This window comes from Campylobacter sp. 2014D-0216 (assembly GCF_014931215.1).
GTDB lineage: Bacteria > Campylobacterota > Campylobacteria > Campylobacterales > Campylobacteraceae > Campylobacter_D.
In genome coordinates this window covers 382086-406436 of sequence record NZ_CP063089.1, presented here as the reverse complement: position 1 = coordinate 406436, position 24351 = coordinate 382086, and the positions used below count along the sequence as shown (strand labels likewise).

General features: G+C 31.5%; 23 protein-coding genes. 3 read left to right on the top strand and 20 right to left on the bottom strand.

Annotation, left to right across the window (positions count from 1 at the left end):
* Positions 1-2 precede the first annotated feature (2 nt).
* From flgK to A0083_RS02100, 3 genes are read left to right on the top strand one after another with little or no spacing between them, the layout of a single operon-like run.
* Positions 3-1832: a flagellar hook-associated protein FlgK gene (flgK, locus tag A0083_RS02110; RefSeq protein WP_120759623.1), complete on the top strand. Its 1830-nt coding sequence runs from the start codon at positions 3-5 to the stop codon at positions 1830-1832.
* The gene (locus tag A0083_RS02105; RefSeq protein WP_197553861.1) at positions 1832-2581 is read left to right on the top strand and encodes a TIGR02757 family protein; all 750 of its coding nucleotides are present in this window, start codon (positions 1832-1834) and stop codon (positions 2579-2581) included. The genes flgK and A0083_RS02105 overlap by 1 nt, the downstream gene beginning before the upstream one ends.
* Positions 2566-3318, top strand: coding sequence for a TSUP family transporter (locus A0083_RS02100; protein ID WP_197553859.1), 753 nt, complete (start codon positions 2566-2568; stop codon positions 3316-3318). The genes A0083_RS02105 and A0083_RS02100 overlap by 16 nt, the downstream gene beginning before the upstream one ends.
* Here the strand turns inward: A0083_RS02100 and A0083_RS02095 are convergent.
* From A0083_RS02095 to ccoN, 20 genes are all read right to left on the bottom strand, one after another.
* Positions 3315-4475: a type II secretion system F family protein gene (locus A0083_RS02095; protein WP_197553856.1), complete on the bottom strand. Its 1161-nt coding sequence runs from the start codon at positions 4473-4475 to the stop codon at positions 3315-3317. The genes A0083_RS02100 and A0083_RS02095 overlap by 4 nt on opposite strands.
* Positions 4472-5995, bottom strand: coding sequence for a GspE/PulE family protein (locus A0083_RS02090; protein ID WP_197553855.1), 1524 nt, complete (start codon positions 5993-5995; stop codon positions 4472-4474). Before A0083_RS02090 ends, A0083_RS02095 begins: the two co-directional genes overlap by 4 nt.
* Positions 5992-6318, bottom strand: coding sequence for a CDC27 family protein (locus A0083_RS02085; protein ID WP_120759632.1), 327 nt, complete (start codon positions 6316-6318; stop codon positions 5992-5994). The genes A0083_RS02090 and A0083_RS02085 overlap by 4 nt, the downstream gene beginning before the upstream one ends.
* On the bottom strand, positions 6299-7690 hold the full coding sequence (mshL, locus tag A0083_RS02080) for a pilus (MSHA type) biogenesis protein MshL (RefSeq protein WP_120759634.1): 1392 nt from the start codon (positions 7688-7690) through the stop codon (positions 6299-6301). Before mshL ends, A0083_RS02085 begins: the two co-directional genes overlap by 20 nt.
* Positions 7662-7973, bottom strand: coding sequence for a hypothetical protein (locus tag A0083_RS02075; RefSeq protein WP_197553853.1), 312 nt, complete (start codon positions 7971-7973; stop codon positions 7662-7664). The genes mshL and A0083_RS02075 overlap by 29 nt, the downstream gene beginning before the upstream one ends.
* A 17-nt stretch (positions 7974-7990) precedes the next feature.
* Positions 7991-11545 (bottom strand): pyruvate:ferredoxin (flavodoxin) oxidoreductase, encoded by a 3555-nt coding sequence (gene nifJ, locus A0083_RS02070; protein WP_197553850.1) that lies wholly within the window; start codon positions 11543-11545, stop codon positions 7991-7993.
* A gap of 117 nt (positions 11546-11662) precedes the next feature.
* Positions 11663-12307, bottom strand: a complete 645-nt coding sequence (locus tag A0083_RS02065; RefSeq protein WP_039662966.1) for an HAD family hydrolase — start codon at positions 12305-12307, stop codon at positions 11663-11665.
* 3 nt (positions 12308-12310) lie between these two features.
* A complete protein-coding gene (locus A0083_RS02060; RefSeq protein WP_197553847.1) occupies positions 12311-13297 on the bottom strand; it encodes an OmpA family protein in 987 nt (328 codons plus the stop codon).
* 253 nt (positions 13298-13550) lie between these two features.
* Positions 13551-13940 carry a 30S ribosomal protein S9 gene (rpsI, locus tag A0083_RS02055; protein ID WP_039617655.1) on the bottom strand — a complete coding sequence of 130 codons (390 nt, stop codon included), beginning with the start codon at positions 13938-13940 and terminating at the stop codon, positions 13551-13553.
* A gap of 2 nt (positions 13941-13942) precedes the next feature.
* A complete protein-coding gene (gene rplM, locus A0083_RS02050; RefSeq protein ID WP_039617653.1) occupies positions 13943-14368 on the bottom strand; it encodes a 50S ribosomal protein L13 in 426 nt (141 codons plus the stop codon).
* A 213-nt stretch (positions 14369-14581) separates the two neighbouring features.
* Entirely contained in the window at positions 14582-17326 is a 2745-nt protein-coding gene (locus A0083_RS02045; protein WP_197553844.1) for a RecB-like helicase, read from the bottom strand.
* Entirely contained in the window at positions 17323-19710 is a 2388-nt protein-coding gene (locus A0083_RS02040) for a PD-(D/E)XK nuclease family protein (protein WP_197553841.1), read from the bottom strand. The genes A0083_RS02045 and A0083_RS02040 overlap by 4 nt, the downstream gene beginning before the upstream one ends.
* Positions 19710-20222 carry a FixH family protein gene (locus A0083_RS02035; protein ID WP_120759647.1) on the bottom strand — a complete coding sequence of 171 codons (513 nt, stop codon included), beginning with the start codon at positions 20220-20222 and terminating at the stop codon, positions 19710-19712. Before A0083_RS02035 ends, A0083_RS02040 begins: the two co-directional genes overlap by 1 nt.
* A complete protein-coding gene (locus A0083_RS02030) occupies positions 20223-20759 on the bottom strand; it encodes a hypothetical protein (RefSeq protein ID WP_232087568.1) in 537 nt (178 codons plus the stop codon).
* A gap of 35 nt (positions 20760-20794) precedes the next feature.
* Entirely contained in the window at positions 20795-20896 is a 102-nt protein-coding gene (locus tag A0083_RS02025; protein ID WP_120759651.1) for a hypothetical protein, read from the bottom strand.
* 2 nt (positions 20897-20898) lie between these two features.
* Positions 20899-21111, bottom strand: coding sequence for a DUF4006 family protein (locus A0083_RS02020; protein ID WP_120759653.1), 213 nt, complete (start codon positions 21109-21111; stop codon positions 20899-20901).
* Positions 21111-21989: a cbb3-type cytochrome c oxidase N-terminal domain-containing protein gene (locus A0083_RS02015; protein WP_120759655.1), complete on the bottom strand. Its 879-nt coding sequence runs from the start codon at positions 21987-21989 to the stop codon at positions 21111-21113. Before A0083_RS02015 ends, A0083_RS02020 begins: the two co-directional genes overlap by 1 nt.
* Positions 21989-22192: a cytochrome c oxidase, cbb3-type, CcoQ subunit gene (locus tag A0083_RS02010; protein WP_120759657.1), complete on the bottom strand. Its 204-nt coding sequence runs from the start codon at positions 22190-22192 to the stop codon at positions 21989-21991. The genes A0083_RS02015 and A0083_RS02010 overlap by 1 nt, the downstream gene beginning before the upstream one ends.
* 8 nt (positions 22193-22200) lie before the next feature.
* Positions 22201-22866, bottom strand: coding sequence for a cytochrome-c oxidase, cbb3-type subunit II (ccoO, locus tag A0083_RS02005; protein WP_120759659.1), 666 nt, complete (start codon positions 22864-22866; stop codon positions 22201-22203).
* 11 nt (positions 22867-22877) lie between these two features.
* Positions 22878-24344, bottom strand: coding sequence for a cytochrome-c oxidase, cbb3-type subunit I (gene ccoN, locus A0083_RS02000; RefSeq protein WP_197553838.1), 1467 nt, complete (start codon positions 24342-24344; stop codon positions 22878-22880).
* Positions 24345-24351 lie beyond the last annotated feature (7 nt).

Genomic DNA, 24351 nt, shown 5'->3' with positions numbered 1-24351 from the left:
TTATGGGAATTTTTGACAGTTTATATACAGGAGTTAGCGGTATTAGAGCTGCTGAACTTCAAATCAACACCACAGGCAATAACATCGCCAATGCAGATGCGGTTTTTTACACTAGACAAAGAGCTGTACAAAGTTCTGGAATGTCCATTGATAGAGGTGGCTTACACTTAGGAACAGGAACGCAAATTGACACTATCAAAAGATTGCACGATGAGCATTCTTATTATGAGTTAAAAAACGCCTCCACTCAACAACAATACACCAATTACTTGGGGCAAATTCTACAAGAGGCAAGTCAAAGATTTCCTGATATGCAAGGCACTGGTATTTTGCAAGATTATAAAAACTATTATGATGCTTGGAACAACTTCGCTTCTAATCCAAGTGATGGTGCTAGTAAAATTGATCTTGTTGAAAGTGCAAATGTTCTCACAAGAAACATACAAAAAACCTTGCAAGATCTTAATAAAATGCAACAAACTGTCAATGAAGAAATTAGACAAACTGTAGATGAAATCAACAACATCGGTCAAGAAATCGCAAATATCAACAAACAACTTGAAAACGAGGAAGTTTTACCAACTGATAATGCCAACCAACTTAGAGATAAAAGAGATGAACTTGAACTTAGACTTTCAAAACTAGTTAATGCGGTCGCCTGGAAAGGAAAAAGCTCTCAAGATAGCACCTTAGAATCAACCATGACAGATTCAGGAAGATATTATGACTTAAGTATTCAAGGTTTTAGCATTGTCAATGGATCTAGTTTTCACCCTTTAAAACTAGACAACAACAATCCTAATGGTTTTTACCAAATTTATTATGAAGTCAATGATGAAAATCGCTATGATTTAACAGGTAAAATTTCAGGTGGACAACTAGGAGCACAACTAGATCTTAGAGGTAGAAACTATGATGGCAATCATGACACTTACAGTGATGGAATTTTACAAGATTACAAAGATATGTTAAATACTTTTACAAAAACACTCATCACACAAACTAATAATGTCTACGCTCAAGCAGCAACTGACAAGGTAAACTCAGACAATCTAAATGGTCTAAAACCTGATACATCTTTGATGAGTTATGATAAAAACATTCAAGCAGGTAGTTTTGATATTATCATATACGACAATGAAGGTAAAGAAGCAGCCAAAAGAACCATAAAAATCGATGTCAATACCACCATAGAAGATGTGATCAAACAAATCAATGCTGATATCGATGATAATAAAGATAGTAAACCAGGCAATGATTTAGATGATTATTTTAAAGCCTTTTACCATTATGATGGTCAAAGCGATAGTGGAAATTTCCAAATCAATGGCTTAAAAGAAGGCTATAAAATAGCTTTTAAAGACAATGGAACTAATTTTCCTGGCGCTTTGAATGTATCTTCGTTTTTTAATGGTCAAGATGCAAATGATATTAATGTCAACTCAAGCATTAGAAACGATCCAAATAGCCTAAAAGCAAGCTCAAATGGTGTTGATGGTAATAACGATGTAGCAAATGCAATGTTGCAACTACAAACCCAAAAAGTTAATTTCTACAACAAAGATGGCACTGTAGACACCATGACTTTAGATGGTTATTATAGAAAATTTACAGGTCAAATTGCTTCAAATGCAGAAAGCAATAATTTTGCACATGCAACCAACACAACCATTTTTAACACAGCATATGCAGAGTATCAATCCAAAAGCGGAGTAAATACCAACGAAGAATTAGCAGCACTTATACAATACCAAGCAAGCTACGGTGCTGCAGCTAAAATCGTAACCACTGTTGATCAAATGCTTGAAACCTTACTTGGCTTAAAATCTTAATGCATATTAAAGCTCTTTTAGATGAGGCTATCTTAAGCAAAAACACTCAAAAAGAGCTTTTTTCTTATCCTGATCCTTTGCAAATTGCAAGTATTTATAAAGACGAAAGTATTGCTTTAATTTGTGCCTTATTTGCATATGGAAATGCCAAGAATATTGTCAATTTTCTAAAAAAGCTTGACTTTTCCTTACTACAAAAAGCCGATGTTGACATCATCAAAGAATGCAGTGCATTAAAATATCGCTTTCAAAATTCTCAAGATATCGCACAAATTTTTATCACACTCAAGCGTATAAAAAATGAGGATAGCATTGAAAATATTTTTACCCAAGGCTATCAAAAAGAACATGATATTATTCAAGGTATTCAAGCCTTTATGGAAAAAGTTTACAAAGTCAACTATTACCGAAGTTATGGCTATGAATTTTTCTTCTCTAAAGAATTTAACTACCCCAAATCACCTCTAAAACGCTACAATATGTATCTTAGATGGATGGTGAGAAAAGACGAGCTTGATTTAGGATTATTTAAAAATATCAACAAAAAAGACCTACTTATACCCTTAGATACCCACACACATAAAGTTTCATTGAAACTTAAGCTTTTAAAGCGTAAGATTTATGACTTCAAAAGTGTTATGGAACTTACGCAAAATCTTAGAAAACTAGATCCTACCGATCCTGTTAAATATGATTTTGCTTTATATCGAATCGGACAAAATAAGGAAAGCTTATGGAGCTTGAATTAACTTACTATGTGATTTTATTTTTTGTTGCTGCTTTTGCAGGTTGTGTAGATGCTATCGTAGGTGGTGGTGGGCTTATTACCATACCGGCTTTATTTGCCTGTGGCATTCCCCCGCATTTAGCCTTAGCTACCAATAAACTTCAAAGTACCTTTGGTTCATTTACCGCAGTACTAGCTTATAGAAAATCCATGCATATAGAAAAAATAGCTTTAGGAATTTTATTTACTGCTATTGGTGCTGCTATTGGAACTTATGCAGTTTTACTTATTAATCAAGATGCTATAAAAATTGTTGTTTTAATCTGTCTTATTTTGATCTTTTTTTATACAATTTTCAAACCCGATCTAGGACATATTCACAATAAAGCTAAAATGAGTACCACAAGTTTTCAAATCATCTTTGGTTTATTGCTCGGTTTTTATGATGGTTTTTTAGGTCCTGGTACTGGTTCTTTTTGGATTTTTGCTTGTGTGATATTTCTTGGTTTTAGCATGAAAAATGCTAGTATTAATACCAAAATTTTAAATTTCACTAGCAATATCGTAGCTTTAGCTGTATTTTTATATTCTTATGAAGTGCTTTGGAAAGTTGGAATTTTAATGGGTATAGGTCAAATTCTAGGAGCTTTTATAGGATCAAAATTAGTCTTAAAAACTCAAGGAACTTTTATCAAAAAGCTTTTTTTAACTATAGTTGCTCTAACCATAATCAAAGTTGCTTATGATTGTCTTGCTTAAAAAGCTTGATTAATTTGCCACATAGGCAAGAAAACACCTAAAGCCAAGATCAATATTAAAATCGCCATAAAAACAGTCATCAAAGGTTCCAATAAAGAAAAAAATTTTTGAGTATAACTTTCTTTTTTGTATTCATAAAATACTGCAAGCTCATAAGTGCTTTCATCTAACTTTGAACTTTTTAAAGCTAACTTTAGCATTCTTATAACAAAAGGCTCGAAAAATTTAGTCTTAAAAAAAGCTTGATCCATACTAAGACCTGATTCAAAAGATGTTTTTACAGCATACATAGTATTTTTAAAAAATGAATTTCTTATACTTTCGCAAGCTAATCCAAAAGCCCTTTTGACATCAACACCTGATTTTAATAAATAAGAAAAGACTAAAAAGAAGCAAAATTGTTCCTGATAAAGCATGATTTTTCCAAAAATAGGCAAATAAAAAAGCAATTTATGAAAATACAATGCCTTTCTACTTAAATACACTGCAAAAATAAAGCATAAAAGAAGTATTGCAAAATAAATGTAGTATTGATTAAAAAAATCCCCTATATGAAAAAGGATTTGTGTAATTTGTGGCAAATCAAGCTCTAGCTGTGCAAATAAGTTTTTAAATTCAGGTAAAACCAACACCATCAAAACAACAAAAGCTAAAATGATACAAGCAAACACAAACGATGGATAAGCCATAGCTTTTTTAAATTGTTTAAGGTTACGAAGATGTTTTTCTTTTAAATCAATAATAATACCAAAAGCTTGATGTAAATCACCCTTACCTTCACAAATTTTTAAAATAGCACATTCTCTAACACTTAATACATTGGCAAAGGCTTGATCATAAGTGCTTCCATTGCTTAATTTTTGATAAATAATATTAAAAATTTGCGCCACTTGTTTTTCATAATTTGAGCGTGAAAATTCTAAAATAGCTTCTTGCAGGCTCAATCCCGCTTTTAACATCATATTTAAATCTTTTAAGATAAAAATCAAATCCTCATCTTTAAATTTATATTTTACCGCACCAAAATACTCTTCAATACTTATAATTTCAAAATGTGATTTTAAAGCAATCATTCTAGCTTCATATAAATTATTTGCTTTAATAATGCGTTGTTTTGACTTTTCTTTGACAATATAATTAATAATAAATTTTTTCAAATACTTGTCTTTTTTAATTCTTCTATGCTTATTAAACCGCATTTTGCCTTTTCTAAAGCATCAAAACCTAAACCAACAAAACCATTCTCTAAAGCATATTGCAAAATACCTTCATAGCTTGAGTTATTTTCTATCATACTTTTGATATTTTGATCTAAAAACAAAAACTCTGCCACCATTAAGCGACCCTTATAGCCGCTATACATGCATTTAGCACATCCCTTTGGCCTATAAAACATTCCTTTTATAGTTTGATTTTGAAAGCAAAATGTTTCAAAACTAGCTTCTTTACATTCACAAAGCTTTCTAAGTAAACGCTGTGCTATGATCAAATTAAGAGAATAAGCGATTAAGTATTCTTTTGCACCCATATGTTTCATTCTATAAACTGCTTCCAAAGCACTGTTAGTATGCAAAGTACTTAACACCAAGTGCCCACTCAAAGAGGCTTTTAAAACTATATCTAAACTTTCCTCATCTCGGATTTCACCCACCATGATCACATCAGGATCTTGTCTTAAAACCGCCCTTAATGCCTTATGAAAATCAAAATCCGCCTTAGAATTTAAAAGAATTTGCTGGGCGTGCTGAAGTTTATACTCTATAGGATCTTCTAGAGTGATAATTTTCTTATCGCGATCAATTTCATTTAAAATAGCATGCATAAAAGTACTTTTACCACTTCCTGTAGGTCCACAAAATAAAACCAAACCATAAGGAGCTTTTATATACGTTTTTAATCGAAGCAACCGATCTTTTGCGATCAACAACTGATCTAATTTAAATTGTTGTTCATCTTGCTTTAAAATCCTAAAAACAACCCCCTGTCCATATAATAAAGGCATAATAGAAATTCTAAAATCATACTTTTGTTCTAACAATATCTTACTAAAGCTTCCATCTTGTGCTTGTCTTTGTTCGGCTACATTCAACAAAGCAACAATCTTTATATGAGTCAACAAAGCTTGAAAAGATCGTAAATCAAAATCAAGTATTTTGGCTAGATTTCCATCTATTCTATATCTTATTAAGGCTTTATTTTCTAAAGGCTCTAAATGAATATCACTTGCTTTTAAAAAACACGCATAAGATAAAATTAGTTCCAAAAACTGCTCTAATAAAATCTCATCTTGATTTTCATCTTTGCTTAAATGAAGCTCTAAGCGATCAAGATAGTTTTGAAATTTGATTAAAAATTTCACTTTTTCTAGAAAAAATTGAAAAAGTGTAAAAACACAAAGATGTATTTTGATAATTTTCAAACGATGTAAATTTTGTATTTTTTCCAAAACTTCTTCTTCCAAAGGCTTAAAAGAAGCTATACTAACACTTTCTTCATCTTCTTTAAAGCATAATATTTGATATTGCTCTATTAATGAAAGAGGCAAGATGTTAAGGTATTTTTCTAATTCCATATTTTCATGTAAATCTAGATAAGACATTTGATTTTCTAGTGCTATTTGCCTTAAAGTAGATTCATCTAAAAGTTTAAAATCTTGTTCAACTATAGCATAATTCAATTTTCATATCCTAGAAGTTTTTCATACTCTTTTTTAGCTTTTAGAGCATCTTGATGTTTTCCTAGTTTTAATTTAGCATTGATAAATATCAACCATGCATCTTTTTCCAAAAGCTCAAAGTCATTTGCCTCTATAGCCCAAAAAATAGCCTTATTATAATCTTTATTTTGATAGAAAAACTTAGCCAAATTTAAAGCGTTCTCATAACTTGGATGATGAATAAATTTTTCATAAAAAACATTTTGCTCAAAACTTTCATTTTGAATATCCATTGCATTCACAAAGGACAAATAAATAAAAAGGCTAAAACATATCATCTTCATGCGTAAATCCCAAATCTTTCAAGCTAAGTATTTTTTTATCTGCTTTTATCAAACTTGGTTTGATAATAAACACTATTTCACTGGTATCTTCTAAATTTTGTTTTCCTTGAAACAAAGCACCAAAAATTGGAATTTTAGACAAAGCGCTTACTTCGTTATGATTACTAATGGTATTTTTACTAATTAATCCGCCCAAAATCAAAGTTTGCCCATCATCAACTTCAACAACGGTTGAAAGCTTTTTTTGTATAGTATCAGGCGCAATATTTCTTGGCTTATTTTGACGATGATTATCAACGCTATATTTAAAATCACTCAAACTTGGGTTAATCCTAAGCATAATTTTATGATCATCTGAAATTTCTGGTAAAATATTAAGTAAAATGCCGACAAAAATAGAATAATTATTATAAGTTTCACTAATAGTTGTGCCATTTTCAGTCCCTTTGGAACTTTCTTTTACTTGATAATTAATCGTATCTCCTATAGAAATAATAGCTTGCTGATTATTAAGCGCCATAAGTTTTGGATTAGAAAGCACAGTAGTTTTACCATTTTCTTGTAATAAATTTAAAATAGCTTTAGTTTCAATATTTGATTTTAGATTAATATTTCTTACACCGCCTTTATTGATTATAAAGTCATCCTCATCACCATTTAGTCTAAAGGCCAGCTCTTGCCAATTAATCCCACTTGAATGAGAGTGATTTAAATGCACTGCAACTATACTCACATCAATTAAAACTTGCTTTTTAAGCCTTTTGTTTAAATCACTAAGATATTTTTCAACCCTTTCAAGCTCATATGGCGTAGCATTTAAAGTAATAATTCCTGCATTAGTGTTGATGATGGGTCGGGTTGAATTTTCATCAAGTAAACTTTGAATTTCTTCTGAAATTTTTTCCCAAAAATCAAACCTATCAGTACTAATGACTAAATTATCCGCCTCTTTTGCATTATCATAATCTCCTTGTCTAGGCCTTGAATCCACTGAAGCCTTGGTGATGCTTTGCCCCTCGCGAATGGAGCTAATATAATGAATTTTAAAAGTTTTTACTTGTCTTCCATAAATTTTTAGAACATTTTTAGTGTATTCATACGCAAGATTATTTTCTTCTAGTAGAAGTTTAAAAATTTCTCTTAAAGAGAGTTTTCTAATATGTAAATAGTTTTGATCATGAAGTAATTTTCCCCTAGCAAGCTCATCTTTAATAATAAGACTAAAACCACATTCTCTACCTAATTCATTTAAAATTTCAAGTAAAGAAGTTTTACTTTCAACGCTAATATCAAAAAATCGCTGTTTACATTCACTTGCTAAAACATCTGTATAAATTAAAAAGCTAATAAATAAAAATATTATTTTTTTCATACAAATCTAAAACCATTCGTTTTTCTTCCTTTATCAATACAACTTGAGAATTTTTTATCTCAGCAATCTTAAAACCATCAATATTATCATTTAAAGCATGCCATTTATTGTCAATCTTGACTTTATTTGAAATAATCGCTTGCAAAGAAAAATTAGATTTTATTTTTGTAGTTTTTTGAAAAAAGGGATCTTGAATTACAGTCAAATCAAGACCATCGTAGCAGTCTTGATTTAAAAATAAATGGTTAGCGTGTAAGACACCAACCATCGATAAACTCATCATAAGAAATCGCAACAATTTTAATTTTCGTTACTAAAATCAGCACTTGCTAAACGCTTTAGTTGTCTATAACGGCGTTGTGCATCTGCTTTATTTCTTTCGAAAAATTCCTTAGCTTGTTCAGGATTAGATTTTTTCAATGAAGTATAACGCACTTCATTCATTAAAAAGTTTTCATATAAACCCCAATCAGGCTCTTTAGAAGAAATTGTTAAAGGATTTTTTCCTTCTGCTTCTAAACGTGGATCGTAAATATAAGTTGGCCAATATCCACATTTTGTAGCAAGTTCTGCTTGATTACCTGAATTTCCAAGCCCACCTTTGATACCATGAGCAATACAAGGAGAATAAGCAATAATCAAAGAAGGCCCATCATATGCTTCAGCGGCCATTACTGCTTTTAGCAATTGTGCATAATTTGCATTAGAATTTACTTGAGCTACAAAAATATAGCCATAAGTCATAGCAATTTGACCTAAGTCTTTTTTCTGCACTGGCTTACCTGCAGCAGCAAATTGCGCCACTGATCCTGTTCTTGAAGACTTTGAACTTTGCCCACCAGTATTTGAATATACTTCCGTATCAAGTACTAAAATGTTAACATTTTCACCACTTGCTAAAACATGATCAAGCCCACCATAACCAATATCATAAGCCCAACCATCACCACCAAAAATCCAATGTGATTTTTTACTTAAATAGCTTTTTAATTCTAAGATATCATTCACTGATTTAATTTGTTTATTTTCTTCTAGCAATGGTACTATTTTATCTCTTAATTCTAGTGAGATTTTAGAGTCTTCTTTATTTGCAATCCACTCTTTATATAATGCAGAAAGTGCATTAGGAACTTCTTGCATGCTTTCATTCATAATATGTTCGATTTTATGTCTTGTGGTTTCAGTTGCTATTTTCATACCCAAACCAAACTCTGCATTATCTTCAAACAAAGAATTACCCCATGCAGGTCCATGTCCGTTTTTATTGCTTTTTCTATATGGAGTCGAAGGAGCTGAGCCACCATAAATAGAACTACAACCTGTCGCATTGGCAATAATCATTCTTTCGCCAAATAATCTCGTGATTAAAGTGATATAAGGAGTTTCCCCACAACCTGGACACGCACCATGGAATTCAAATAAAGGCTGCGCAAATTGAATACCTTTAGTATTTTCTCTATTTAAGATATTATCTTTATAGCTTACTTTTTTGAATAAATAATCCGCATTGTCTTGTTCACCATGATCAAGCTCTTCACCTAGCGGCACCATTACTAAAGATTTTTCTTTAGTTGGACACTCATGCACGCAAAGCTCACAACCTGTACAATCAAGTGGTGAAACTTGAATTTTAAAGTTTAATTTCTGATCTTTTACACCTTTAGCATTAAGACTATGCTCTTTTACACCCTCTGGAGCATTATTTAACTCTTCTTCATTAATCAAGAATGGTCTAATAACTGCATGCGGGCACACTGAAGCACATTGATTACATTGAATACAATTAGCCTCAATCCATCTTGGCACCATAACCCCAACGCCTCTTTTTTCATATTCAGTAGTTCCATGCTCAAAACTACCATCTTCATAGCCCAAAAATGCCGAAACTGGCAAATCATCACCTTTAGCCGCATTCATAGGTTTTGCGATTTTTTCAACAAATTCAGTACCTTTATAAGCTATGGTTTCTTCTTTTGTCTCATCTGCTAAATTTGCCCAAGAAGGATCAATGTCAACTTTTACAAGTCCATCTGCACCTACATCAATGGCTTTATAGTTCATTTCAACTATCGCATCACCTTTTTTACTATACGATTTATATGCAAATTCTTTCATGTATTTTTGTGCATCTTCAAAAGGAATGATATTAGCTAGTTTAAAAAATGCTGATTGCATGATCGTATTTGTTCTACTACCTAAACCTATTTCTCTAGCTAATTTTGTAGCATTGATGATATAAAAATTGATTTCTTTTTGTGCTAAAACTCTTTTTACTGCATTTGGAATTTTCTTAACAGTTTCTTCTGCACTCCAAATACTATTTAAAAGGAAAGTTCCACCTTTTCTAATGCCAGCTAAAACATCATAAATTTCTAAATACGCGGCCACAGAGCACGCCACAAAATGCGGAGTAGAAACTAAATAAGTTGAAGTAATAGGCTTTTTAGAAAATCTCAAGTGACTTCTTGTGTAACCACCTGATTTTTTAGAATCATAAGCAAAATAAGCTTGCGCATAAAAGTCTGTTTTATCCCCTATAATTTTAATAGAGTTTTTGTTTGCACCTACAGTACCATCAGCACCAAGGCCATAGAATAAACATTCTATAGTGCTTTCATCACCTAAAGAAATTTTTTCTCCCACAGGCAATGAAGTAAAAGTTACATCATCATTAATTCCTATGGTAAAACCATCTTTTGGATTAGCTTGATTTAGGTTTTCAAAAACCGCTAGAAGTTGAGCAGGATCAACATCTTTTGAAGAAAGTCCATATCTACCACCAACGATCAAAGGTGCCTTTTCTTTACCATAGTATGCAGTTTTTAAGTCTAAATAAAGTGGCTCACCTAAACTTCCTGGTTCTTTAGTTCTGTCTAAAACAGCTATTTTTTCAACACTTTGAGGCATTACATCAAACAAGTATTTCAAACTAAATGGTCTATATAAATGGACTTTTAAAACTCCTACTTTTTCACCTTTGCTATTGAGGTAATCTACAACTTCTTTTAAAGCTTCAGTCACCGAACCCATTGCAACTACAATGCGCGTTGCATTTTTATCTCCATAATACACAAAAGGCTTGTATTCTCTTCCTGTGATTTTTGAAATTTCTTGCATATATTCATTCACAATATCAGGAATAGCTTCATAGTATTTATTTGCCAATTCTCTTGTTTGGAAATAAATATCATCATTTTGTGCCGTACCTCTTGTTTTTGGATTTTCCGGATTTAAACAGGAATTTCTAAACTCCAATAAAGCCTCACGGTCAAGCAAACGATCAAAATGTGCATAATCCATTACTTCAATTTTTTGAATTTCATGAGAAGTTCTAAAACCATCAAAAAAATGCATAAAAGGCACTCTACCTTTAATGGCTGCTAAGTGAGCTACACCTGCTAAATCCATACTTTCTTGCACAGAATGTGAGCAAAGCATAGCAAAACCTGTTTGTCTTGCAGCATAAATATCTTGATGATCCCCAAAAATAGAAAGCGCTTGAGAAGCCAAAGCTCTAGCTGCTACATGGATCACACCAGGTAAAAGCTGTCCTGCTATTTTATACATATTTGGTATTTTTAATAAAAGACCTTGAGAAGCAGTGTAAGTAGTTGTTAAAGCACCCGCTTGCAAAGAACCATGAACTGTTCCTGCTGCACCCGCTTCACTTTGCATTTCTACAACTTTAACCGGCACTCCAAAAAGATTTTTTTTACCCTGAGAAGCCCATATATCAGTATAATCAGCCATAGGAGAACTTGGAGTGATAGGATAAATTCCAGCAACCTCTGTAAACGCATAAGCAGCATATGCTGCTGCTTCGTTACCATCCATTGTTTTCATTATTTTACTCATCTAATTATCCTTATCATTAAAGTAATTACTTAAAATCATTAGCTACTTTATCTTGAATTGTCTTAAACAATGATAAAAATTTTTTATTATTTCTATGTAAGAAGTTGGAGTGTGAAGTTATCGGATATTTTTTATATACTCTATTGCTTCATAGGTATTATCAAATAATAAAGTTTTAAATTGGCGCAAACTTTCTTTACTCTCATAACCACTACTAACTGCCACAGGTGTAATACCCGCTTCAACAGCCGCCATAATATCCAAATGAGTATCACCAATCATAAATGCATTTTCTTTGTCTTTAGATAATTTTTCCAAAGCTAATAAAATAGGTTCAGCATGTGGTTTAGGATGAATTACATCATCTCTACCTATAATAACTTTAAAATACTTACCTATCCCCAAATGATCTAGCAATGGTTTAGAAAATTTAGAACTTTTAGTCGTCACAACAGCTAAATCAGCAATCAAACTTGCTTCTTGAACACTTTTTTTTGCAAAGGTAAGTAAAGATGTTTGTTTTATATAAATTTGCTGATATACACTTCTATATGCATTGATATACTCGCTTGTTTTTTCCTTTTTGACTCCAAGTTTTTCAAAAGCTACATCTAAAGGAAAACCTATCAATGATTTGACGACCTCATGATCTCTCAATGGCTGATCAAATGCTCTAAAAGCAGCATCAAAACCATCTAAAATGGCACTTGTAGAATCTATCAAAGTGCCATCTAGGTCAAATAAAATTGTTTTTCTTAGCAAATTTTACTCTTTAATGAAAAATTTTGCTTCAACGCGTCTATTTTGAGCACGACCTTCTTTAGTATCATTACTTGCTTTTGGCATATCATAACCATAACCTTTGGTAATTATTTTTTCTTTAGCTACGCCTGTTTTTTCAAGTTCTTTTGCTACAGCATTTGCACGCTCTAAGGAAAGTTTTTGATTGTAAGCTTTAGGGCCTGTATTATCCGTATGTCCTTCTAAGATAGTATAATATTGTGGATTTTCCTCTAAAACCTTACCTACTTCTTGAATTTGTTTAGCAAATTCTAAATTAATATTGCTCTGATCAAAACCAAAATGTCCTTCAAGAGCTATTGTTTTCTCACATCCTATATGATCAAGCAAAGCGCCTTTTCTTGGCTCTGGACAAGATTTTTCGATTTTTTTTGCTTGAACTTTTTGCACAAGTGGTTGACTTGTGGTTTGCGGTGCTTTTGGAATGTTATTACCAAAATAAAAACTTAAACCAATACTAGAAATCAAATTATGCTCACCGTTGTTAAATTTAATCTGATCTCTTGCTTCCACTCTTAAAGCTAAATCCTCTCCAAGTGCAAACTTCAAACCTGCACCATATTGAGCAAACATACCACTTTTGTTTTCATACGCCCCATGACTCAAATACTCATAACCCGCACCCAACAAACCATACAAATAAACATGATTTGCTAAATCAATACCTTTAATTGCATTGGTGTAAAATCTTGATACACTAGTACTTGTATGTGTATTATCACCTGGATTGTTGTATTTTGCATTATCATTATATTCTATACCAAGCTCTGCTTGATCTATCCATAAATCATCATAATGATAACCAAATCTCAATCCCACTCCACCATAGTTTTTAAGATCTAAATTTCCTTCTGGAGTTGTATAGTTAAAAGTTGGAGTGATTTCTATTTTACTAGCATCAAAAGCAAACAATACAGTAGCTAAACTTACCAAACTTATAATTTTCTTCATAGAATTTCCTTTGGAAAATAAATAAAATGCAGATTATTATATAGCAAAGAAGATTAAAATAAAATAAGCCCCTTTGGGTAGGGGCTTAAATTTACTACAAAAAGGAGGTTTCCCTGATCGGACTTTGAAATTATAAAAGTATATTCTAAACAAAAAATCCTTTGATTTTAAACAAAATAAAAATATAAGAAAAAAAATTGTAATTTATGGAAAATGGAGAAAATTTGGATCCATAAAAAGGATCCAAAGAGAATTAACGTTTAGAGAATTGTGGACTTCTTCTTGCTTTTCTGCGACCGTATTTTTTACGTTCAACAGTTCTACTATCTCTAGTAAGAAGTCCTTTTGGTTTTAATAACGCTCTAAAATCTGCATCCATAGCAGCTAAAGCTCTTGAAATACCATGTCTTAAAGCTTCAGCTTGAGCGCTATAACCACCACCTAGGGTAGTCGCTTTAATATCCATAGAAGTTTCTTGTTTAGTTACTAATAAAGGCTGAACTACTTTTAATTTTATAGCTTCATGTCCGCCAAGCCAAGTGTTTAAATCCATACCATTAACGATGATTTTACCACTACCAGCTTTTACCCAAACTTTAGCTACAGCGGTTTTTCTTTTACCTGTTGCGTATGTTGTTGCCATGATTATTTTCCTTTATTAGCAATTTGAGCAGTATGAGGATGTTCGCTACCTGCATAAATTTTTAGTTTTTTAAGCATAGCTCTACCTAGGTTTGTTTTAGGTAGCATACCACGAACTGCTAATTTATATAATTTAACTGGATTTTTTTCTAGTAAATCACCAAATTTTTCACTTTTAACGCTTCCAAAATACCCTGAATGTCTGTGGTATAATTTATCTTCTGCTTTATTTGCACCTGTGAAAACTGCTTTAGAAGCATTGATAATGATTACATAATCTCCACAATCAACATTTGGAGTATAGCAAGGTTTATTTTTACCTCTTAAAATAGTCGCTACTTCTGTTAAAAGACGACCAAAACGCTTTCCTTCAGCGTCTAAAACGATCCATTCGCGTTTTACTTCGTTTGGCTTTGTTATCTTTGTCATCATCTTACCTTTGCCAAAAATTTTTTTTAAAATGAGATTATAATTATTTTAGCTTAATTAATACTTAATTTAAGAATATTTAAAGTTTAATTTTCTGCTATAAAACACAATACAATATTATAATATCGCATTGAAATTGCAATGATGAAGTTAAAAACAAAAATTTATAAGCCAATATACCATAAACAATAAAGCTCATATTCGCATAATGTGCTAAATTTCCACTATCTCCACTTTATCTTTTAAAACATACACTAAAAAAGCCTTAGTAGAAATCTTGGCCAAGATTTTTTCTATAGCTTCTTTGTAAAGCAAAACTTGCTTTTTATGCTCGTTTAAATTTAAGCCTGTTTTATAGTCTATAATGATAGCTTCATTATCATCAAGTGCAAGCATATCAAGCTGTTTTTGTTCACCTTTATAAGTGATGATTTGCTCTTTTAGTAGCTTTTTACCCACTAAAAGCGCGTTAAAGCTCTCATCTTTTAAAAGCATGGTAAGTCTTTTAAAAAGCTCATTAAAAGCTTCATCATCTAAGTAAAAACGGTATTTTCTATACACCATTTGCTTGCAAAATTCAAAATTACTTTTAGTGTTAAAGTCAAAATATTGCAAAAACTCATGCAAAGCTAAACCAAAATGTATTTGCGTGCTTGAAAGATGACTTTTTACTTTGACTTCTTGTAAATTTACCTTTTGAAATTCTTCAAAGCTTTCTAGTTGCTCTAAATTTTCTAAAGTCTCATTTGTTTGAATAAGCTGTTCTTCTATAGCACCTATTTGCTTTTCTTCATAGTCTTGAAAATAACTCTTAAAGGTTTTAAAGCTCTCATCATTTTTTATGATAAAAAGAGAGTTTTTAGCTCTAGTAAGCGCTACATATAGACAATTTATCTCATCTTCTGCTTGAAGTTTTTCTCTTTTAGCTAAAAAGGTATTATAGTTTTCATCTTCAAGATATTTTCTAGCACTGTGTCGGTATTTTACTTCCCAACCTTGCTCTAAATCATACTCAAACATCAAAGTTTCATTATCCGGAGCTTTTTTACTAAGTCTATCAAGTACGATTAAATTTTCAAATTCAAGCCCTTTAGATTTATGCACAGTCATAATGCTTACTCCATCATCTTGAGCCTGCAAAGATTTTAATCCACATGGAGCAAATAAAAAATCAAAGAAATTATCAAAAGTACTTGCATACTCTAAATACGCAATGAGATTCACATCACTTAAGTCAAGTTTTAAAACATGCACTAGGTATTTTAAAATCTCACCTACACTTCGGTTTAAATCAAGCGTAATAAACTCGAGTTCTTTTTCTAAAATACTACTTGCAAAGTACAAGCTAAACTCATCTTTAAGTACGCAAGCCTTTGCATACTCAAAAAGTACTCTTACACTAATACAATCCATCAAAGCTACATTGCTTTGTGTATAAGCTTTAATGTTATTTTCTTCAAGAAATTCTTTCATTAAAGTAGCATCTTTGTTAATCCACACCAAAATGCAAATTTCACTAAGCCTTATACCTTTTTCTAAAAGCTTTTGGATGATCTTTAAAACTTCTTTTCCACTTGCTTCATGTAAAGAACTTTTTGGCGGGATATGATTTTGTAAAACCTCTACATACCCGCCTTCTTTAATGCTTTTTTGTAAAGTAAAGCTAGGGTTTAAAAAACTATCAAAAAATTTATCTTTAAAAACTTCATTTACATAATCAACAATGATCTTTTTACTGCGATAATTAGTATCTAAGTGCTCTAATTTAATTTGTGGAAAGTCTTTTAAAAGCTTATCGAAAAGCTCTTTTTTACCCCCTCTAAAACCATATATGCTTTGCTTTTTATCGCCCACATAAAAAAAGCTTCTGTTTTTTTTCACACCCTCGCCTGAAACAAGTTCAGCGATAATAGGCTTTAAAATTTGATACTGCAAAACATTCGTATCTTGAAATTCATCGATCAATAAATGCGAAATATAACCATCAAGCCTAAAATAAATTAAATCCTTATTAGCTTCATCACTAATTAACTCATAAGTTTTTAAAGCTATATCCGAGAAAGTTAATGCATTTTGCTTAACACTGCTTTCATTTCTTGCTTCTTTAAAATGCTCCAAAAGTTTTGCAAGCATACTAATGCGATAATTTTCCATTTGAGTAAAATACTCTTTTGCACATTGTAAGAATTCTGCTCTTTTTTGTAAAAATTCACTATCGATGATTTTTACAAAATATTTTTTTTCTAAATCACAGATGATAGGTTTAGCAAAAAAATCTTCTATATTTTCAAATTCAAAATTTTTTTGATAATTTTTATCTGTACTTAAATTTTTTGCATAAGCTATAAATTCATTTAAACTTTTTTCTAAAGAAGTTTTATTTGGAAAATGTACATTTTTTGTAGAATTAATCTCACAAGATCTTTCATATAAGCTTTCAAGATTTTGTAAAAAGTCACTCTTGCTTTTTGTCTGAACAATATAATAAGCCAAAGCTCTTAGCTCTTCTTCATTTAACCTAGCAATGAAATTTTTATAACTATCTTGACTTTCTATAATGTCAAAATCACTCATAAGACCTAAATTTAAAGCAAAAGAACGAATGATTTGCGAAAAAAAGCTGTCAAAAGTGTAGATATTAAGCTTAGATCTTAAAAATTCCTCTTTGTATTTTTCTCTTAAAGCTATAAGCTCATCTTTGCTTTTACCTAGCATTTTCATAAGCTCATTGCACTCTGCTTTATTTTCTCCATTTTCAAGCACATCAAATTCCAAAAAGGTTTTAAAAACCCTTTCTTTCATTTCACTTGTGGCTTTATTAGTAAAAGTAAGGGCTAAAATTTCATTGATCTTAGCTCCCATTAAAACCAAAGCTACAAAACGCACGCTTAATGCAAAGGTTTTTCCACTTCCTGCGCTAGCTTCTAAAGCCAAAAAAGGTTCAAAATGATAACTCAAAGCTTAAACTCCTTTTTATAAAGCATAGCATAAGGGCTATAGGTATTGTCGTTTTTTTGATTAAAAAATTCTTTCTCCAAAGGCTCCTTAGCTAACTCATTAAGCAAGTCTTTTAATTCTTGCACACTCTTGCTTTTGGAATTTTCATGTATGATTTTGATATTTTTAAGATCGTAAAAACAAGCTTTTGTGTTTGATGGAGCATTTTGACTTTCTAATAAAAACTTATAAAAAGCAAGTTGATAAGACTTTTCATCTGCTTTACCACTTTTATAATCTATAATCAATCTTTCATTGCCATTATTATCTACTCTATCTAAAAAACCTATAGCACGAATTTTCACTCCATTTTCTGCAGTAAATTCTTTTTTTGGTGGCATAAATTCACATTTTTCCACCACATATCCTTGCTTAAAATGTTCATTTTCAAGAATTTGAAATTCTTTAAATATAGTTTGTATTAGAGCTAAGTTAAGCGCATCAATGCGATATTGTTGCATGTCTTTTATCACTTGCATAAAAACTTCATAATCAAAATGATTTTTTGACTTTTGTGTATAGTAAAGCTCTAGTGCCTTATGGATAAAACTTCCTAATTCATTTGCCCTAAGTGTATCATCTAAGATCTTTGGTTCTTTTAATCCTAAAACATATTTATAATAATAATCCAAACCATAATGTACAAGAAGATGAAATCTTGAAAAAGAAAGGTCATTTTGAAAATAATCATGCTCTGCTCTAATGCTTACAATAGGATCAAGATTAAACATACAAGGGTGAGTTTGAAAGTATTTCACATAAGCATTATTACTATAAGTCTTATCTTCATAAAGTGGAAATTCGAGTTCACTTAAAAATCTTGATTTGATTTTTTCTTCATTTTCCACATAAGTAATTCCCACCAATTTTGCTTTAGCTATTAAAGTGTAGTAATAGTGCCTTTGTAAATTTTCTCTTTGTGCATGAGTAATAAGCTCTGCTTTTTTGCGAATTTCATTGTTTAAAAACAACTCACTTGAAACTCTTTTTGGGATAAACTCATCATTAAAATCAACTATAATTACTCCATCATATCTAAGTCCCCTACTTTCTAAAAGCCCCATTACAGTGACTTCACCACCCCCAACACTACTTAATTTTATACTATCAATTTGCATAAAAAATAATTCTAAAATCTGAGCCAAACTTAACGCATGAGTTCTGATAAGCTCTTTGATGAAAATCAACTCTTGCTGAATATAATTTTTCAATTCATCGTTGCCATCTTCTAGCAAGCAATAGATTAGATTTTCAAAAAAATCAAAAGAAACATTCTCATCAAAAAGTTTTTTAAACTCTGCAAAATCAATACTAGAAGGGAAAAAATGAAAATTACACCAATGCTTATTTAAATTCCACTTCTCATAAAAATTCTCATTTTCTTCATATTCAAATTCCTCATCCTTAGCACCCTCATACAAGGATTTTAATCGATGATAAAAAGCTGTATTCTTAATACTTTCACCACTTGCATAGTTTAAAACATTATTTTTATCATATAACCTCAAAATATCTACAAATTTCTCATCAGGAGTGATCACCACGATATCTTTTGCACAAATACCCGCTTTTAAAAATGTATTGATTTTTTCAAAAACAAAAGCTGCTTGTAATGATCTTAAATTAAAACTTTTATAGTTAATTTGACTTTCTTTCAAAAAACACTTTTCTTCTAAAATTGCTTCATGATTTAAATCAAAACAATAAACATGATCTATCTTTAAATCAATACCTTGCAAAAAACTAAGCGTACTTAAAAAATCTTTATTAAATCGAGTGCAATTAAATCGTATCTTAATAGGTAATATTGCTTTAATTTTTAGCAAAATCTCTACTTCAAAAGCATTCAAAAAGCCTTGAAAATCAAAAACAATCTCATCATAATTTTTTAAAAAATCAACATTGATTTCATAATCAAGTGGCAAAGAAATATCATCGTATAAATTTTGCTCTTTTAACAAGGTAAGATAATTCTTAAAAAGCTCTTCTAAAATTTGCAAATGTTCATCATACTGTGCATAAGCATCATGAAATTTCAATGCAGCAATATCTTTTTTTTCTAAACTTAATTCTTTAAAAAAGCTAAACAAATATGCATTGTTTTTTAAAAAAGCAAAGAAATTACTTGGTATTTTTAAACTCTGCTCTAAATTTTTAGTTTGCTCGCAAGCTTTTTTCATTAAAAGCAAACATTCATAATGCGAGGCTTGAAAAGAAGGAGAAAAAACCACTTTTTGCATGAATTCAGCCACACTCATAGCCGGATCCACTAAGATATCATCTTGTAGCTTTTCCTCATAGTATTTTCTCAATGCTCTCAAAGAACTAAAAATAAAAAGCTTCATCATTTAGTTTGGAGAAAAAATTTAAAAAATCCTACACTATTTTCATTTTGAGTAATTTTTAAAAGCACCTGCCAAGCACCTTTTTCTTTAGCATCAAAACTAAAAACTAAATCATTAGCTTCTATTTTCACTTCTAAATTTTTATCATCAACACTAGTATGTGGACGCGAAAGCAATGCTTGAATTTGAAGTTGATTAAGATCATAGTTTTTTAGATTATCCACTGTGATTCTAAACTCATTTTCTCCTTCGTTGATATAGTAAATTTGACTTTTTTTACGCGTAAAACTTTCTCTATCTTTAACACTTAATTTAAAATTTTCATCAAAAGCTTTTTGCCTATTTTGAATTTCATTATAGTTTAATTCTACATTTTGGTAAGAATCAAAATAAAAATTATCTTCATACACAGGAGCTTTACTTGCTATAATGACAGTCACAATACAAGCAATTACAATAAGCCCTAAAGAAATCAAAATACCATAAGGCCAAAATGTTTTTTTACTCTGCATTTATCTTCTCCTTTTAATTTTTCTTTGCACCAACATCAAAATCGCAACACATAAAAATCCATAAATCAAAATACGCATAATATTTAAAGTATCGCGATTAGAATTTCCATAAAAAGGTTTTATATTAAAATGACTTGCCACTTGATCCGCAATATCTGCATAACCATTTAAAATAGCCGCATTGTAAATATCTTTTTGCTTAGGATTAGCAAGTATAGGCAAAATCGTACCTTTTTCAGGATAAGGACTTAAAACACCTTCTTTATCAAAAAAAGCTAAAGCATCATCACTTGCAAGTATATCAACTTTGTGTGAGGCCTTAGAAAAAACAAGTAAAATATACGGTTTACTTAAATTAGCTTCATAATTTTTTAAACTTTCAAAATCTTTACTATCGCTTAATGCTAAAGCAATATTTACACCTGTTAGATCAAGAATTTGTTTAGAGTTTATAGTAATATTTTGTTCTATTGCGGGATTTAGGATATTATCATTTAGTAAAATTTCAGCATGCAAGAAGTTAGCAAAACAAATCATAATGGCGGTTATAAAACCGCCTTTAAAAATCTTTTTCATCCTATATAAAGATGATTTACAGTTAAAACTGACCAAGCAGTAATCCCAGCTGCAACCACTAGTCCAGCTATAATTAAATACTCAAGAACTTTTGTCATAATCATTCCTTTATGATGATATGTTCTTCTCTTTTAGAGTCAAACATTTTAATTTGCTCTGGATTTTCTATTTTGTAAGGTTTTTGCATTACTTCTTGCTGTGTTTTAAGTCCCCAAATAGTAAGTCCTGTTAAAATTGATAGCAATAAAACTGTCGCGATCAACATTCCACTTACACCCGAAAGTGCAAATACACATCTATTTGAATTTTCCATCATTCACCCCTTGAAAGAGAAATTACATATTCACCTACTGCCTCTTTTTGAAGTTCATTTAATAAACCATTGTTAAAATGAGGCATCATACCTATACTTCCTGCTTTACCACGGTTTAAAACATCTACAACAAAAGCAGCACTACCGTATTTTGTTAAATCTGGAGCCACTAACTGTCCATCAATAGTCCCTGTACCATTTTCCCCATGACATACTGTACAAGTTGCAAAAAGCTCTTTTCCTTTTGCTACAAGTTGAGGGTTATCTGTCTTTTTAATCGCTGAAATTTCAGAAGCAACATACGCAGCAATTGCTGGAACATCAGCTTCATCTATGCCATTATCAGCCGCACCCAACATTTCTCCCATAGGATAATTCAAGCCCTTTGAACCTTTTGTGATAATCTCTATAAGTCCTTCTTCAGAACCCCACACATTAAGGTTTTGTGCTTTACCGTTAATACCATCACCTGTGATACCATGACAAGAAGAACATTGAACTAAGAAAATGTTTTTACCCATTTCTTTTTTATCTTGTGCACTTAAATTTGCGAATTTTTGTGCAAATTTTTCATTATGGGCTTGAACTGCTTTATTGTATTCACCTATTTGTGAATAGCTGTTTAAAGGATATCCCCAAAGAAAATACCAAATACACCATACTATCGCTAAGAAAAACACAACAGCCCAACCAAGTGGCACAGGATTTTTATACTCTCCTATGCCATCCCAAGTGTGCTCGCTTAATTCACCTTCGCTCTTGTCTTCTTTCATACTTTTATACAATCTTCCTACCACAACTAATGTAATTAAAATGATAAGAATTGCTCCGATAAAAGATAATAAGTTAACATTATCTTGTAAATTCAACCATTGCATTAAGCACTCCTTTTATTTTGCTCTAAAACACTATCACTGATTTCATCATGCAATGCCAAATCAGCATATTTTTCATAGTTTCTTCTACCTGTTTTTTCAGATTTATACAAATGAAACCAATAAGAATACAAAACTACCACCAAAAATACTACAAGAGCAAAAAAACCATAAGCTTGTAGCTCTCTTATTAGTTCTAAATCCATAGTTGTTCCTATTTTAAGCTATTAAGATATGCGATTAAAGCTACGATTTCTCTAATTTCACCTCTAGCAAACGCATCTTTAACATCTTGATTTTTCATTTGATCTACTATCGCTTGAGCTTCTGCTTTAACTTCTGCTTGAGCTTCTTCCCATGTTCCAAGTTTTGTGCCATTTTCGGTATCATAAGGCACATTGAAAACTTTTTTCACAGTCAATGCTTCTGCATAAGCTGTTTCAATGTTTGCATTATTGCTAAACATATGTTTATAAGCTGGCATAATAGAACCAGGTACTACAGAAACTGGATCCCACATGTGGTTTTCATGCCAATCTGTAGTTCTAAAATTTCCTACACGTAATAAATCAGGTCCTGTTCTTTTAGAACCCCATAAGAATGGTCTATCATAAGCATACTCACCACTTACTGAATACATACCATAACGGTCTGTTTCTGATTTAAAAGGGCGAATTAATTGCGAGTGACATGCATTACAACTTTCTTTAATATAAGCATGGCGTCCTGCAAGCTGTAAAACTGTGTAAGGTTTTTTACCCTCGATTGGTCTTGCATTTTGCGCAAAATCAGGTAAAACTTCTACAATACCCGCATACGCAATCACGATAAATACGGCTACAGCAAAAAAGAATGGATTTTTTTCTAACCAACTAAACATATTTTTCCTCCTTATGCTGCCATAGGCGAAGCACTTTTTGGCTCTTTATCAAGCACTCTACCCACTGAAATTGATTTGTAAATATTATAAACAAACATGAAAAATCCTACCAAGTATAACAATCCACCTACAGCTCTAATCCAATAATAAGGAATAATCGCTTCTACAGTATCAATGAATGTGTAAAGTAAGTTACCATATTCATCTGTAGCTCTCCACATCATACCTTGAGTGATACCTGCTATCCACATAGAACTAAAGTATAGTACTATACCTGTAGTTTGGATCCAAAATTGAGCTTCCATTAATGATTTACTATAAAGCTCTCTTTTAAATACTCTAGGTACCATGTGATAAAGTGCAGCCATGGTCATAAATCCAACCCAACCTAAAGTACCATCGTGAACGTGTCCTGGAATCCAATCTGTAAAGTGCGCTAAAGCGTTAACTGATTTAATAGAAAGAATTGGACCTTCTAAAGTAGAGAACATATAAAAAGTTGATGCTAAAATCATAAATTTAATCAACGGACTTTCTCTTAATTGACTCCATTCACCTTTCATAGTAAGCAAGATATTAATTGCTGAACCCCAAGAAGGCAAAATAAGAACAATTGAAAAAACAGAACCCATAGTTTGCATCCAATCAGGCACAGTTGAGTAAATCAAGTGGTGTCCACCTGCCCATAAATATACAAACATTAGTCCCCAAAACGCAAATAAAGATAATTTATAAGAGAAGATAGGCTGACCGCTTTCTTTTGGTAAAAAGTAATAAATTTGAGCGATAATACCAACAGTAAATACAAATGCAACTGCATTATGTCCATACCACCATTGTACTAAAGCATCGTTTGTTCCTGCATACATAGAAACACTATGCCACCAATCACCCATACCGCTTACAAAATAAGTAGGCACTGCCATATTATTGAATAAATAAAGCATTGCTATACCTAAAAATGTAGCTATATAATACCAAAGTGAAACATATAAAGTTTTTTCACGGCGAATTCCAATAAGACCAAAAATGCTTACACCCCATAAAACCCAAACCAAAACTACCATTATATCAAGTGGCCATTCAAGTTCAGCATACTCTTTTGAAGTGCTAATACCCGCAAACAAAGTAAAAATAGCTATAATCATAGTGATCATATAAAGCCAAAAGTGTAACTTTCCAATAAACATCAAAAAGCTTGACTCTGCCATACTAACTTTTAGCACACGCTGACCAATATAATACCAAGTTGCCCAAATTCCAGAGAGCATAAAACCAAAAATCACACCTGAAGTGTGTAGAGGTCTAAGTCTTGAAAAAGTACCGTACTCACCGGCTAAATAGTTTAAATCCGGATAAGCCATTTGAAAGGCAATAAGCGTTCCAATAGCCATACCAATAACACCAAACAATAAGGTAGCAAACATAAAGCATTTTGCAACCGTATAGTCATAGTTTAATGCATTTCCTGGGTGCATTTCCTCT

What these genes read in the sequence shown, in the direction of transcription:
- flgK (WP_120759623.1), top strand. Translation starts at nt 3, where the DNA reads ATGGGAATTTTTGACAGTTTATATACAGGAGTTAGCGGTATTAGAGCT.
- A0083_RS02105 (WP_197553861.1), top strand. Translation starts at nt 1,832, where the DNA reads ATGCATATTAAAGCTCTTTTAGATGAGGCTATCTTAAGCAAAAACACT.
- A0083_RS02100 (WP_197553859.1), top strand. Translation starts at nt 2,566, where the DNA reads ATGGAGCTTGAATTAACTTACTATGTGATTTTATTTTTTGTTGCTGCT.
- A0083_RS02085 (WP_120759632.1), bottom strand. Translation starts at nt 6,318, where the DNA reads ATGAAGATGATATGTTTTAGCCTTTTTATTTATTTGTCCTTTGTGAAT.
- mshL (WP_120759634.1), bottom strand. Translation starts at nt 7,690, where the DNA reads ATGAAAAAAATAATATTTTTATTTATTAGCTTTTTAATTTATACAGAT.
- A0083_RS02075 (WP_197553853.1), bottom strand. Translation starts at nt 7,973, where the DNA reads ATGATGAGTTTATCGATGGTTGGTGTCTTACACGCTAACCATTTATTT.
- nifJ (WP_197553850.1), bottom strand. Translation starts at nt 11,545, where the DNA reads ATGAGTAAAATAATGAAAACAATGGATGGTAACGAAGCAGCAGCATAT.
- A0083_RS02060 (WP_197553847.1), bottom strand. Translation starts at nt 13,297, where the DNA reads ATGAAGAAAATTATAAGTTTGGTAAGTTTAGCTACTGTATTGTTTGCT.
- rpsI (WP_039617655.1), bottom strand. Translation starts at nt 13,940, where the DNA reads ATGGCAACAACATACGCAACAGGTAAAAGAAAAACCGCTGTAGCTAAA.
- rplM (WP_039617653.1), bottom strand. Translation starts at nt 14,368, where the DNA reads ATGACAAAGATAACAAAGCCAAACGAAGTAAAACGCGAATGGATCGTT.
- A0083_RS02040 (WP_197553841.1), bottom strand. Translation starts at nt 19,710, where the DNA reads ATGAAGCTTTTTATTTTTAGTTCTTTGAGAGCATTGAGAAAATACTAT.
- A0083_RS02035 (WP_120759647.1), bottom strand. Translation starts at nt 20,222, where the DNA reads ATGCAGAGTAAAAAAACATTTTGGCCTTATGGTATTTTGATTTCTTTA.
- A0083_RS02030 (WP_232087568.1), bottom strand. Translation starts at nt 20,759, where the DNA reads ATGATTTGTTTTGCTAACTTCTTGCATGCTGAAATTTTACTAAATGAT.
- A0083_RS02025 (WP_120759651.1), bottom strand. Translation starts at nt 20,896, where the DNA reads ATGACAAAAGTTCTTGAGTATTTAATTATAGCTGGACTAGTGGTTGCA.
- A0083_RS02020 (WP_120759653.1), bottom strand. Translation starts at nt 21,111, where the DNA reads ATGGAAAATTCAAATAGATGTGTATTTGCACTTTCGGGTGTAAGTGGA.
- A0083_RS02015 (WP_120759655.1), bottom strand. Translation starts at nt 21,989, where the DNA reads ATGCAATGGTTGAATTTACAAGATAATGTTAACTTATTATCTTTTATC.
- A0083_RS02010 (WP_120759657.1), bottom strand. Translation starts at nt 22,192, where the DNA reads ATGGATTTAGAACTAATAAGAGAGCTACAAGCTTATGGTTTTTTTGCT.
- ccoO (WP_120759659.1), bottom strand. Translation starts at nt 22,866, where the DNA reads ATGTTTAGTTGGTTAGAAAAAAATCCATTCTTTTTTGCTGTAGCCGTA.
- ccoN (WP_197553838.1), bottom strand. Translation starts at nt 24,344, where the DNA reads ATGCACCCAGGAAATGCATTAAACTATGACTATACGGTTGCAAAATGC.